This window comes from Singulisphaera sp. GP187 (assembly GCF_900129635.1).
In the GTDB taxonomy this organism is placed as follows: Bacteria; Planctomycetota; Planctomycetia; order Isosphaerales; family Isosphaeraceae; genus Singulisphaera.
The window spans coordinates 2,631,694-2,644,053 of record NZ_FSRB01000002.1; the positions used below are offsets into that span (position 1 = coordinate 2,631,694).

The 12,360-nt window shown below is 62.1% G+C and carries 10 protein-coding genes; 2 read left to right on the plus strand and 8 right to left on the minus strand.

From position 1 onward, the window contains the following. Positions 1-272: 272 nt before the first annotated feature. The 6 genes from BUS42_RS34545 to BUS42_RS34570 all read right to left on the minus strand — a co-directional run bounded on the left by BUS42_RS34545 (position 273) and on the right by BUS42_RS34570 (position 7,297). Positions 273-863 carry an EF-hand domain-containing protein gene (locus BUS42_RS34545; RefSeq protein WP_083670978.1) on the minus strand — a complete coding sequence of 197 codons (591 nt, stop codon included), beginning with the start codon at positions 861-863 and terminating at the stop codon, positions 273-275. A 53-nt stretch (positions 864-916) separates the two neighbouring features. Next, entirely contained in the window at positions 917-1,618 is a 702-nt protein-coding gene (locus BUS42_RS34550; protein ID WP_410001731.1) for a dioxygenase family protein, read from the minus strand. 67 nt (positions 1,619-1,685) lie between these two features. Next, positions 1,686-2,636: a hypothetical protein gene (locus tag BUS42_RS42235; protein WP_083670981.1), complete on the minus strand. Its 951-nt coding sequence runs from the start codon at positions 2,634-2,636 to the stop codon at positions 1,686-1,688. Positions 2,637-2,963: 327 nt separating this feature from the next. Further along, complete coding sequence (locus BUS42_RS34560; protein ID WP_074315706.1) at positions 2,964-5,528, minus strand: serine/threonine-protein kinase; 2,565 nt, start codon at positions 5,526-5,528, stop codon at positions 2,964-2,966. A gap of 93 nt (positions 5,529-5,621) precedes the next feature. Then, positions 5,622-6,626 (minus strand): hypothetical protein, encoded by a 1,005-nt coding sequence (locus BUS42_RS34565; RefSeq protein ID WP_074314730.1) that lies wholly within the window; start codon positions 6,624-6,626, stop codon positions 5,622-5,624. A 29-nt stretch (positions 6,627-6,655) separates the two neighbouring features. Then, a complete protein-coding gene (locus tag BUS42_RS34570) occupies positions 6,656-7,297 on the minus strand; it encodes a sigma-70 family RNA polymerase sigma factor (RefSeq protein WP_074315709.1) in 642 nt (213 codons plus the stop codon). 452 nt (positions 7,298-7,749) lie between these two features. Here BUS42_RS34570 and BUS42_RS34580 point away from each other — a divergent pair, with 452 nt between their 5' ends. Beyond that, positions 7,750-7,980, plus strand: a complete 231-nt coding sequence (locus BUS42_RS34580; RefSeq protein WP_074314735.1) for a hypothetical protein — start codon at positions 7,750-7,752, stop codon at positions 7,978-7,980. A gap of 273 nt (positions 7,981-8,253) precedes the next feature. On the opposite strand, the gene BUS42_RS34585 is transcribed toward BUS42_RS34580, so the two are convergent. Together BUS42_RS34585 and BUS42_RS34590 are read right to left on the minus strand one after the other, a co-directional pair. Next, positions 8,254-9,852: an FAD-dependent oxidoreductase gene (locus tag BUS42_RS34585; protein ID WP_074314738.1), complete on the minus strand. Its 1,599-nt coding sequence runs from the start codon at positions 9,850-9,852 to the stop codon at positions 8,254-8,256. 31 nt (positions 9,853-9,883) lie between these two features. Continuing rightward, the gene (locus BUS42_RS34590) at positions 9,884-11,428 is read right to left on the minus strand and encodes a serine hydrolase domain-containing protein (RefSeq protein WP_254053982.1); all 1,545 of its coding nucleotides are present in this window, start codon (positions 11,426-11,428) and stop codon (positions 9,884-9,886) included. 205 nt (positions 11,429-11,633) lie between these two features. Here BUS42_RS34590 and BUS42_RS34595 point away from each other — a divergent pair, with 205 nt between their 5' ends. Next, a complete protein-coding gene (locus BUS42_RS34595; RefSeq protein WP_074315714.1) occupies positions 11,634-12,353 on the plus strand; it encodes a GntR family transcriptional regulator in 720 nt (239 codons plus the stop codon). Positions 12,354-12,360: the final 7 nt, after the last annotated feature.

Here is a 12,360-nt window from a genome sequence, read left to right on the forward strand (position 1 = left end):
GGAGCGTGAGCTCCCTGGCTTTGGGCCGTCGAATGGGCGGTTCTTTTGACAGTGTAGCAACGGCACTGGGTTGATGAATCCGGGCGGAAATCAGGTCCCTTGACGACAGTCTCTGAAAATCCCGCCTTGGCCAGACCAGAAGGGGCTGGCCAAGGCGGCATTACCCCGCTGGCAAGTGTTCCCGTAGGCAGATTGACGATATCCTGATAGGACGAGCGCGTACACAATCCATTGGCAACCGCAACGATCACCAATTTCTCATAGGTCTCCCATTACTGAGGTCGATCAGCAGGAAGACGAAGCCGATCGTACTCCAGGCGACCACGTCCGCCGGGACCGCCGGGGCCGCCAGGGCCACGTTCGCGAATTGCTTTGAGCTGCGCCTTCTGTTCGTCGTTCAGGATCTTCGCGAGCGAAGCGTCGACTTCTTTCTGAAGGGCGGCGAGTTGTTTCTTCTGGTCGGCGCTGAGTTCCAGTCGGTCTTGGAGCATCGCCGGCAAGACGTCGCCGGGGCGGAATCCGCCCCTCATGAACCCGCCCGGCCCCCCACCGGGAGGGCCGTCCGGCCTGGCGGCCGGTGCTTTGCTCTCCAGAGTGGTGAGTTCTTCCTTGGTGACGGAACCATCCTTGTTTTCGTCCGCTCGGTCGAAGAGTCGGTGCAATCGTTCATCCGTGACTTCGGCCTTCGACAACGCTCCGTCCTGATCTTTGTCGAACACCATCATCCGGGCCACGAGGTCGTTCGTGTTCCCCGATCGGGGGCCGTCCTCTCGTCCACGGCCCGGCCCCTGAGCCGTCGCGATCGAAGCCGAGGCCGCGACCAATAATCCCAGTGCTGATGCAATCCAGATATGCGTTCGCATATTCACACTCGTTCCCTGGCGAATGGTGAGTCAAAATCCAGAATGTCCCGCCGTCAACGCGATGAGCTCGATTTCGGCTTGAATGCGCTCTCGTCCGGAGTCCGGCCGAGAATCAGGTCAAAATGGGCGGCCAATTCACCGATCTTGGATTCCTTGATCGGCTTGAATTCGGCCATCAAGAGTTCCCGGTCAAACACGCCGATCCCACCCAGCACCACACCATCAACCTCATTCCCAGGATGACCGGCAATGTTCAGTTGGGTGGTGAGAAGCTCCCGCCCCCCCTTCTTGACCTTGATATGAATATGTGGGGCCGGCCTGCCAGGATAGGGAACCGGCTTGATCGTCCGGAAGTAGTATTCTCCGGTCGACCCGGTCGTGAACCGGCCGAACCCCTGGAAGTTCTTGTCCTGCTGATCCCGCTTGCCGTCGCTATCGCCCGTGTGGAGATAGACCTGGTTGGCGTCGCACTGCCAGATCTCGATCGTCGCGTTGCGGATCGGAGAACCCGTTTCACTGAGGATGCGACCGGTCAGGTGGGTGATCTCCCCCACGGCCGGCGTAATCCCATCATTGACAATGATCAGGTCATTGTCGGTGTCCAACGGCAGCCGATCCGGATAGAACGGGCCTTCGGTCCGCGAAGGAGTGAGTGCAAGCTGCTCGGCAAAGAGCCCACGCGTCGTGAACAAGGCAGCGCCTGCCGCGCACGTACCAAGAAAAACACGCCGGCTCAAAATCTCGTTGTCACGCATCATCAATTTTCCTCGATTGTCATTATGTTCTTTTCTGCAAATCAATTGCCGTTGTGACCAACCTCAATCAAGGCTCGTCCGTAGCCCGTCCTCCCCCATTTGAGCCAGCACCTCCAGGACCGCCGGCACCACCAGCGCCGCCGGCACCACCGCCACCGCCGCCACCGCCACCGCCAAAGCCTCCGGGGCCGCCAGGACCTCCGGGGCCGCCGAATCCACCCCCACCAAAGCCACCGGGACCTCCAGGGCCACCAGAACGGATCTTCGAGAAGTCAAACGGCTTACCGAGCAATTTCTCGTATGCGGTTTTTTGCTCCGGGTTGAGAACCTCGTTGATCTTCTCGGACGCGGTTGTACGAATCTTCTCGACAGCCTCGCGCATCTTGGCAAACTGCTCGCGAAACGCGGCAGTATCGAAGTTGGGGCGACCGCCGCCGCCAGGACCGCCGCCGCGGGACCGCCTACCCCCCTGGTCTCCTCCTGGGGCTGCCGGAGTTCCATTCTCCGCGGCAAGCGCACCGTTCTCGGCAGCAGCTCCTTCGTCACCGGGTGCAGCGCCATTGGGCGTGGCATTATCCTGACCACCACGACGGCTCCCTTTCGTCGCGGGATCCCCCGCATCTCCCGAACGAGGACCACCGCCTGGCGGTCGTGGCATCTTACTGGCCATCTCCGAGCGCATCTCATCAACGATCGTTTTCACCTTCTTGCTCTGTGCCGAGGTCAACTTGACCTTGGCCGCAATCTCCTTCCGGGCGAGCGCCGACGGTCCTTCACGCTGAAGCTCGAGTTGGGCCAGCCGATCCTTCTGCCGCTTGTTGAGCGACTTGGTCACCGACGACTCCGCTTCACGTTGGAGGCTGCCCATCGCCGACATCATCGCCTGTGGATCGCCCCCCTCGGCGCCCGCTTCCGCGAACAGTTCCTGGCGCTTCCGGTCCATCGACGCCGCCAGACGCTTGATCTGCGCCTCTTGCTTGTCGGTAAACCCAAGCTCCTTCTGAACTTCCGGAGACATGACCAGCGACGGTCCTCCCGGCCCACCAGGACCGCCAAATCCACCAAACCCACCGGGTCCTCCGCGGCCACCAGGTCCTCCCGGTCCTCCGGGGCCACCAGGAGGCCCTTGAGCGTTGGCTGCGGCAATCGTCATTGCGAGCGTCAGGCCAATCGCCATCACTCCGCTGGTTCGCCAGGACATTGATCCCATTGTGCCGATCTCCTTGAGTCTTGATGGGTCAGGAATCGCCATAAAAGCGACTACGAAACGGAGATTGCGGAGTCGCGAAAGATTTCAAAACCCTATTGCATGTGGGTTTGTTTAGACCTTGGTGCAACCGGGCCGCTAAGGCAATTCCGCTCCGCTTGAGGGGGACGAGTGATCGGTGTTCCGCGCAGAAGGTCGGTGACCTCGCCCCAGTCGGGGTGAAAAACCACGCGGCCGAGCTCGGGCGTCGGCCGCCCAGCGACTGATTTCGTCCGCGCGCTCGGTATCGCCCAGTCTAGCAAAGGCCTCGGCCAAGGTGTCGAACGACTCGGGAGGGGGAAAGAACATCGACTCTTCCTCCGAGAGCGCTTTAAGATCCGCCACCGCGGCATTGAGGAGCCGCCGAGTCTCCTCGTTCTGCCCGCGCTGAAATTGAAGCAGAGCCAGGGCCTCTTCACTGAACGCACGATCCAGGTGGGCCCGCCGGGAATTCTGAGAGCGATCGATCAGCGATCCTCCTAATTCAATGGCGCGTTGATAGCATTCGGAAGCCGCGGCGACCTGGTTGCGGCGATGGAGAACGGCTCCAAGCTTGGCATAGACGTGAACACGTTCCTGAATGTATCCCAAATTGTCGGGCGACTCGTCTCCCAACTCATCAATGAGGATTTGCGCCCTGCGAAATCGGTTCTCGAGCCGTTCAAGGGAGTCGGGAGGGGCGGACCAAGGGTCGGCCATGATGGAGGTTTCAACCAGCTTGGAGCGATATTCGGCCACGTCGGGGAATTGGAGGATCAGCTCCTCGAACATGTCGATCGCTCGTTGGTAGGCGGATTCGGCCTCCTGGGTGCGGCCGAGCCTGGAATAGAGCGAGCCCACTTTACGATAAGCCCACGCGGCTTCGCCCTGAAGCCTGGGGTTGGTTGCGTTGCGCTGTGCGAACCGGTCATAAAACATCAGCACGCTTTCAAGCAGGGCCCGGTCCTCTTCAGGCTTTCCCGGGGGCGGTGGACCATGCGGCCCGTCCATCGGCGACGGCACGTGCAAGGACGGGTCGACGGACACTCCGGGCGGCGAGTGGCCCATGTTCGGCTTGTGTTGCATTCGAGGGAGACCTGGCGGAGGCGGAAGGAAATGATTGTCGTTGGCGGCGAGCTTCTCGAACAGTTCTTCGAAAACCTCGAGTGAGAGTGCCACATTTTCTTCCGCGCGTCGCGTGGCCTCGCGTGCGCGTTGGGTCGCAATTTCGGCCTCCGACCGCCGATTCCTCTCCCCTCTGAGCGCCCTGGTCGTCATGACATATCCCGTCCAGCCCACCACGGCCGCCAGCAGGACCGCCCCCACGGCGGTCACGGCAAGCGCGGCGGTCGTGCGATTGCGCCGGCTCCAACGACGCGTTCGCTCCGTGAGCGTCGCGCGGCGGGCGAGGATCGGACGATCTTCGAGATAACGCCGCAGGTCTTCGGCCAACGCGCCGGCCGAGGGATAGCGATGGATCGGATCCTTCTCGATCGCCTTATGCACGATCGTCTCCAGATCCCGCGGGATCGTCGGGTCCCGTTTGCGAAGCCGGGTCGGCTCCTCCTGATGGACCTGACGGATCAACTGATTACGATCGGTCCCCTCAAACGCAGGGGCCCGGGCGAGGAGTTCATACAGCGTCAAGCCCAGCGCATAGACGTCGGAGAGCGCATCGCACCGACCGTGGAACCGCTCGGGGGCCATGTATCGAATCGTCCCCACGATGTCGCCGGTGTGGGTCAGATCCTCATCCGCCGTGGCCTTGGCCAATCCAAAGTCGGTGACCCAGGGAGTCCCGTGGTTGTCGAGCAAGATGTTCGAGGGCTTGATGTCCCGATGCAGGATCCCCTGCTCGTGGGCATACCCCAATGCCTCGGCCACGTGGGCACCGATCCGGCCGATACTGCGGGCATAGCTCGACCCCGTTTCGCTCGCAACCGAAAGCGCGGACGGTCCCACAATGACGGAAGGGTCGCTGGAATCCGAGAGCGTCGACGGCCGTGCGCTTCCCTTCAGCGCGTCGGACTCCAACCGCGGAACCGAAGGTCCATTCAAGAGCGAGTGAGCGACACTTGCCGACGGCTCCCGGACCGGATCCGGCGGCGGCGCCGAGGAGGGCTGCCCCAGCTTCAAGGCTTGGAGCCGTCGCACGTCATCCAGGACCTCGTCGAGCCCCGCGCCCAAGATGAACTGCATCACGTAGTAATGGACCCCGTCGACCTCGCCGACTCCAAAGACCGGGACGATGTTCGTATGATGGAGTCGCGCGGCCGCCTTGGCCTCACGATGAAATCGGGCCAATCGCTTCGGGTCGAGCAGCGACGGCGATCCCAACACCTTCAGCGCCACCCGGCGACTCAACGACTCCTGTTCCGCCTCATAGACAACCCCCATTCCTCCGCGCCCGACCTCGCGGATGATCCGGAAGTCACCGAGTCGATCCATGCCGAGTCCGCGGATGGGTCGGAGACCACCGAACAACGAGTGGGTCAGGTCCTCGTCTCTTGGCTTGAGATCTTCAACCACCATCAGGGCCGGGAAGAACGCGCGGATCTGATCGGCCAGTTCCGGATACTTTTCCGCATACTCGGCGACGGTCGGTCGCTCGCCGCGAAAGCGACGGTCGAGGAACTCCTCGGCGAGCGCTCCGAGCGGGTTCGAGTCTGCTGACGGGTCATTCATCGGAAGGCGTCCGTAAACCAATCTCAGTCAAAAGCCTGACCCCACCGGGTTCCAGTTCCATCACTACAAGGTGACCTGAGCCCACTGCGGCGGTCAAGTTCCTGAGATTCCTTCGGAGATTCGCGTGAACAGGCCGACGATGGTTCGGAACGAGCCCAAGGTGAAGTCACGGACCAACGTGGCTTCACGACCCGCCGGGCTGGCAAGCGCGGCCAGTTGATTCTTGAGACTGCTCGAATCGTTGCCCAGGATCTGCTCCTGAATCCCGGCCGTCTGCTCCCGCGTGGCTCGGCGGAACGCCCCACTCTCGGAGACTTCGTCGAGCAACGCTTGCAAGGAGACCGTGATCTTGGCGTCGAAATCCGGACGGCTCGCCGCCGGATCAATTTTGCCATGCGGGTCAGGCGCCAGCAAAATATTCTTTACTTCCTGATAGTAATCATCCATAAATTCTGAGAAGGCATTGCGGACCCCGGTCAGGCTTTGTGAGGACAGCTCGATCGTCGCATCGTCGTTACCCGACGTGACCACGGCCGTGGTCGCGGGCACGATCGCCTGAATGACCAGGGGCGAGTTGGGTCCATTGACGACCGACTGTGTCACCTGGGTCGCGGCCTGAACGATGGTATGGAGCGTGTCACCCGTGAGCGTCCCCGCCGCGGCGTCCTGGACGATCGTCGCCGTGGAGAGCCCGAGCAACTGATTTTCAAGGCTATCCGGCCCGTCACCGAGAATCGCGTCGACGACCTGAGCGACCTCGGGCGAATTGAGTGAGACGTTGCCCAGGGACTGAACAAGCTGGCTCGTGAGTGACGTCAGCGCCTGCTTGACAACAGCATCGAAGGCCTCCCGATTGGCTTCGGGATCGATCGAACCATTGGGCCCGGGACCGAGCAACACGGTCTGAATCGCTTGGGCGTAGCGCTGGCGGAACGCGTCGAACGCCTCCTGAGCTTGACCGCCATTTTGCAACTGGGGCGGCAGCGGAACGGTATGCCCGAACAGGGCGGGAGGTAACGCCACACTCGCCGTGCTCGGCACGACGCGGCACTCGAGGTCATCCAACACGACGGGACGAAACCAACGACGAACTCTCATAGATGTGGTCCCCCTGCTTGCTTGCTCAGCTATTCGCCGGGCCGGTCCAGAAAGCCGGGCAGGCTTTCGAGAATGGTCTGGAGTCGAACCATGGCACGAACGTAGCGATTGCTCGCGGCGGCCTTCGAAAGGCTGAGGATCTCGGCGACCTCACCGTTGCTCAACTCCTCGAAGTGGCGAAGCGCGATCATCTCCCGGTCGATCTCGTCCATTCCATTGATGGCGGCTTGCAGTTGGAGTTGTCGCTCGGCGCGAACGGCCGCCTGGCTGGCCGAGGTGAACCGACCGAGCAGTTGAGCGGCGAGCGAGACCGAACTGGCCTGTGGCAACGCCCCTTTGTACAGGGAAACCTCGCGACCGGCGTCTCGCATCGCGGCGCCCAGGTGATGGCGGTGGACCCGCATCAAGCGCTGTCCCGCCAGCAACCGTAGCCAGAGAAAGAACGGTAACTCCGGCCGCGCGAAATACGCGGGAAGCTGCTCGGTCAGATCAATGTAGGCATCCTGGAGCACGTCGGAAGGGTCAACGCGCCCCTGAAGCCGACGGTCAAGGCGCAGGCGGATCATCTGTCTCAACCGCTTCCGATAGCGGTCGAAAAGCTCGGTCACCGCTCCCTCGTCGCCATCCCCGGCCCGACGCAGGAGCTCTTCGAGATCAGTCGGTCCCATCATCGTTGCGTTCCCCATACCCGGATACTTGCGCGGTCTCGGGGATCGTACACAGCCTTGCGTCTCATTCTCCTGGTTTTCCAAAGTCAGTCGCCGAACCACGACTCCGCGCTCAACAAACGGATGCGCGTGCGACACCCGCACTCTCTGGCAACGCCACCGAGCGCGAAACAGGATGCCGCGATTCGAGCCTCCCCGGCGGTATCCCAAAGGAGGAAATTTCCCTCACTCAAGCGTTTCGCCCGCAGTTTCCTCACTGAGTTCGAAGCACGAAGTCGCTCAAGAACGCACAAAACATCGCTCGAAGTGGCGGAGAAGCAACACGCATCGATCCAATCAATCTCCAGAATCACATTTTGGACGTCGGCCATGAAATCCTGAGATAGCATTGACTAGCTGGAGACGATGGAGTCCGGCGTATTTCCCTGACTGGAAAAAAAGAACGAGAATCGAAGATGCACCGATTGTATGTCAATCACTCGACTCGACGCCTAATCGTTGCCGTCCTCCCCCTGTTTGTCCTGTACTTCTGCCTATCGGACGGCACGGCCGCCGAGTGGGTGCCCGGTGCGAATCCACAGGACTTACCCCACCTCCCCACGCTCAAGGCAGAGACCGCGGTGACGAGCCCTTTCGTCCCGCTCGAGGCTGGTAAGGGGCGATCGCCCGCAACGTTGAGCGACTGAAAGCTCGCAAAATTCGTACCCGTAAACTCAAGCATTCGGCAACGCGAATCTGGCGCCGCTGATCGGGAGTGCGGTGAGCGAGCACCTGGCCCTTCCTTGCATTGAATCATGTGCAAGCCCTGGATGCCATGGGTTGTAGCCAACCCGTGCGCCACCTCGGGGTGACTGGAGTCCGAGTACGAACTCCCGCCACCCCGAGGTGCGCGACTCGCAACGAATCCACCGTGGGTGGTGGGACGAGCCACCCAGCAAAAACCTTTCGCTCCCTGACATTCAAGGAAGTTCAAGCGCCTGCTTCTGAGCAAGCATCCGCTCTTTCAAAGTCAGATACTCCAATTGCTGGACAGGCTGATCGCGTTTCGCCGCCAAGGCCGCGGCGATCCCGGCGCTCTGGCCGATCGTCATCCAGGATGGTTCCACGCGAATCGAGCTGTAGGCGACATGCGAGGCGGAGAGCGCCACCGGAACGAGCAAGTTCGTGCACTCGTCGGCCTTGGGCGTGATGGAGCGATAGGGGACCTGATAGGCCTGTCCCCGACTCAGGCCCTTGAGACGAACCGGGAAGATCGTCCCTTCGGTGATCACCTCGTTCGCGCCCCGCGCAACGCGTTGGCAGTCGTGCGAGTCGATCGGGAACGACGCGACGGCGATCGGGTCGGACTTCACACCATTCGTGAGGATATCGGCCTGGGTCAACACATAGGCGCCGCGCATCCGGCGCCCTTCGCGCACGTAAAGCTGGGGTGACCAATGGTCGGTCGCGGCGAACTCATCCTTGCAAAGGCCGTATTTCGCCAGTGACTCGCGCAGGTTCCGGGGCACCGCGGGGTCGGTGGTCAGAAATCGATACAGTTCGAGGGTGTACTGCTTGTGCGTTTCCCAGAGTCGCGTGCGTTCCTTCGGGTCGGACTCACACCACGCATTTCCGCCGCCGATGATCCCCATCGAAAACTGTTTACCAATGCCATTGTTGGCGTCGACCTTACCGCCTGGCAAGGGATAGAGATCCCAGAGTAGGATCGGCTTCTTTTCCTGCGTGAAGTACCGTCGGACCACCTCGAACCGCGCGGGGTCGTAGTGCTCCGGTTCAGGAAACGGGACGCGATTTTCAGGGTTCGCCGTCAGGCAGAGACGGAAGCTATAAGTCATCACGTTGCGGTCGCCGGATTCGGCCGAGCCCGCGTCCTGTGTGGTGATCAGCGGCAAGACGGCTCCCTGGGCATCGAGACCCGAAATGGCGATCGGTGGTTTGGGATACTGCTTGCCTGCGAGCGACTCCCCGAACTCGTTTCGGCCCTCGCGGCCGATCACCCAATGCACCTCGGCCGCCGCGAGGAGGTCGCCCTCGTAGGTGGCATCGACGAACGTCTTTGCACCAAAGAGCTCGCCATTCGTCGTCGCAATCCGTTTGAGCTGGGTTCCCGCTTTTGTGACGGTCCCCAACCGGTGTCGCTTGAGGACGGTCACCTCTGCTTCGTTGAGCATCGCGTCGATCACCCGCGCGGCAACGTGCGGTTCATAGGTCCAAACCTTCTGATCTTTTTGCGTCACGGAGTAAGGTAACTGGATCCCGCGGCGCTGATAGTCGTCCTCGATCCGCTGGTGAAACTCCTCGAACAACCCACGGAGCGCGACCCGTGCCATCTGATTGGAGTCGCTAAAGCAAAGGCCGCCCGAATTCACCCCGCCGACGTGATCGCTTGGTTCGAGGAGCAAGACCGTCGCCCTTTCGCGTGCCGCGGCGACGGCCGCACAGACCCCCGCGGGCGTCGCGCCATAAACAAGCACGTCAGATTCCCGCAGGACGGGCTGGGCGTCGGCGACGCGCAGCGTGCCGAGGACGATCAAGGCGACGAATCGTAGGTTTCGCATCGGTTCTCTTGTCAGGAGTGAGGTCATTCTTTCAGTCGGCCCGGCCGACCAATCGCGGACTTTTGGTCGGTCCGAACGCCACGTTGGATTCCGAGTCGAAGAGGAGTTCGCCCTCACTGAACTTCAAGCGGATGGTTGCCATAAACGGCGTCTCATAGAACGCGATCTTGGCTTTATACGTATCATCATCGGTCCAGTCGCCGCTGACGGCCGCGGGTTGCTCGGCAAGGGGTCCAAACGCGAGCCGCCCTTTGCGCCATTCGCCTCGACCGCAGGCAATCCGTTGATCGACGCCGTTGCTCCGCATCACGAGCGTCACCGCATCCGTTTTGCTGTCGCGTTCGAGCGTGATCGCTTCGAGCTCACGGTCATTGGTCGGGAACTGATACTTCGTTCCCGCGACTTTCGCCCCCGCTCCCGACGAGCCCGACCCCTGCTGGGGCCGCATTGACAGAGCTTTGAGCGTGCGTTCGAGGGTCTCGGCCGCCGCGCGATCGGCGGCCAACGGCGTGGGCTTGAGGGCCGGGAGAAGCTGGTCCCAGACCAGGTTCAGAACGGCCTGCATGTCCTTGACGCTACTCGTGATGGCGATCACGGCATCCTGCTCGGGTAATACGAGACAGTATTGCCCGAACGCCCCATCGCCCCGGAACGCTCCATGACGACAGCGCCAGAACTGATAGCCGTAACCTTGCTCCCAATCACTCGACGGATTGCTCCCGTTCGAGGTCTGCCGCGCGGTGGCCGCCTCAATCCAGGCGGCGGGCACCAACTGCGTCCCTTGCCACTTCCCCTTTTGAAGGTAGAGCTGGCCGAACTTCGCGAGATCCTCGGTACGCACGCTCAGCCCGTACCCACCGAGCGAGACGCCTTGCGGGCTGGTCCCCCAGGTCGGGTCCTCGATCCCCAACGGATCGAACAGGCGCGGTTTCAGGTAGTCAAGCACGGTGATGCCCATCGTCTTCTGGACGATGGCGGAAAGCATGTAGGTGGCCGGCGTGTTATACATGAAATGGGTGCCGGGCTTGTTGGGCACGGGTTGCGCCAGAAACGTCTTGGTCCAAGGCGACTCATTGCCAGGGGAAGAGGCCTTGCGCTGCGGCAGAAGCGGACCGAGGTTCGGCTCAGCCTGGTGGCCCGTAGACATCCGCAAGAGGTCGCTGATCCGCATTGCCTTGAGGTGATCGCTCGGCGCAGCCGGGGCATCATCGGGAAAAAACGACAGCACGCGATCATCAACGCTCAGCTTCCCTTCCGCGACCGCCAAGCCCACGGCCGTGGAGGTGAAACTCTTGCTCAACGAATAAAGTGAGTGGCGTGCCGCCGCGTCGTAAGGTGCCCACCAGCCTTCGGCCACGACATGGCCGTGGCGCACCACCATGACGCTGTGCATCGCGTCGATCGTCTGGTCGGCCTTCGTGACAAACGCGAGGATCCCCGGGGACGACACCCCTTGAGACTCCGGCGTACTCCTCGGCAGCGACAACGGCGCGGCCGCCAACCCCATGGGGCCGCAAACCACGATCGTTGCGATCAAGGCGAATTTCTTCATGTGATCAACCCGTCGAGTCATCATTCGATTCGCTCCCCGTCGAGTGATCTCCGCCCACTCGACCCGACCACCCGGAACCGTTGCACGTTATTGGACGGGGCCGCCCCGACCCGGTCAAGTGTGCACCGGCCAAACGGGAAATCCCGGCCCACTGCCCCCTTGCCATCCCCTTTCTCCGACGATATATCGTGGTATACCAAATCAATTCGAGCCCTTGAACGAGGCCGATGTGGACCAGGTGTCTCTCGCGCAACGCGTGTACGAGCAACTACACCAGAGGCTGCGTTCGGGGAGGCTTCGACCCGGAACGCGGCTGGTCAACCGGACCCTCGCCGCCGAGTTGGGGACGAGTACGATCCCGGTTCGGGAGGCGATCGGCCGGCTGGTCAGCGAGGGGCTGCTGGACTTCACACCGGGGGCCGGCGCCTTCGTCCGGGCTCCCGACCCGAACGAGCTCGGGGAGCTCTATGACGTGCGCGAGGCCCTGGAAGTCATGGCGGCGGTGCAAGCCGCTCGATTCGCGAACGACCATTTGCTCGGGGACTTGCAGGCGATCTGCGCACGATTGCGTCAGGTCGCCGCGGCGATTCCGCCTGGCCAGCACGCCTCGCGTCCTCAATTCGAGCGCTGGCTGGAAGACGAAGAGGAGTTCCACACCCGATTGGTGGCGGGCTCGCACAACCGCTGGCTCGTGAAGGTGGTCAAGGAGATCCGGGTGATCGCCCAGGTTTTCGCGGCCCAGAAGGCCGCCCCCCGGCTGCTCACGCACGCCTTGGCCGAGGCGACCGTGCGCCAGCACGACGCGTTCCTGGTGATCTTGGCGGAACGCGACATGGAGCAGGCGACCCGCTGGATGACGGCCCACATCCGTTCCGGCCGAGATTCGGTCCTCCGCCATCTTTCTGCGAGCGATCGCAACCCAACCCCGACAAAGCAAGACGACGATTGATCCCCAC

What these genes read in the sequence shown, in the direction of transcription:
- BUS42_RS34545 (WP_083670978.1), bottom strand. Translation starts at nt 863, where the DNA reads ATGCGAACGCATATCTGGATTGCATCAGCACTGGGATTATTGGTCGCG.
- BUS42_RS34550 (WP_410001731.1), bottom strand. Translation starts at nt 1,618, where the DNA reads ATGCGTGACAACGAGATTTTGAGCCGGCGTGTTTTTCTTGGTACGTGC.
- BUS42_RS42235 (WP_083670981.1), bottom strand. Translation starts at nt 2,636, where the DNA reads ATGTCTCCGGAAGTTCAGAAGGAGCTTGGGTTTACCGACAAGCAAGAG.
- BUS42_RS34560 (WP_074315706.1), bottom strand. Translation starts at nt 5,528, where the DNA reads ATGAATGACCCGTCAGCAGACTCGAACCCGCTCGGAGCGCTCGCCGAG.
- BUS42_RS34565 (WP_074314730.1), bottom strand. Translation starts at nt 6,626, where the DNA reads ATGAGAGTTCGTCGTTGGTTTCGTCCCGTCGTGTTGGATGACCTCGAG.
- BUS42_RS34570 (WP_074315709.1), bottom strand. Translation starts at nt 7,297, where the DNA reads ATGATGGGACCGACTGATCTCGAAGAGCTCCTGCGTCGGGCCGGGGAT.
- BUS42_RS34580 (WP_074314735.1), top strand. Translation starts at nt 7,750, where the DNA reads ATGCACCGATTGTATGTCAATCACTCGACTCGACGCCTAATCGTTGCC.
- BUS42_RS34585 (WP_074314738.1), bottom strand. Translation starts at nt 9,852, where the DNA reads ATGCGAAACCTACGATTCGTCGCCTTGATCGTCCTCGGCACGCTGCGC.
- BUS42_RS34590 (WP_254053982.1), bottom strand. Translation starts at nt 11,428, where the DNA reads ATGATGACTCGACGGGTTGATCACATGAAGAAATTCGCCTTGATCGCA.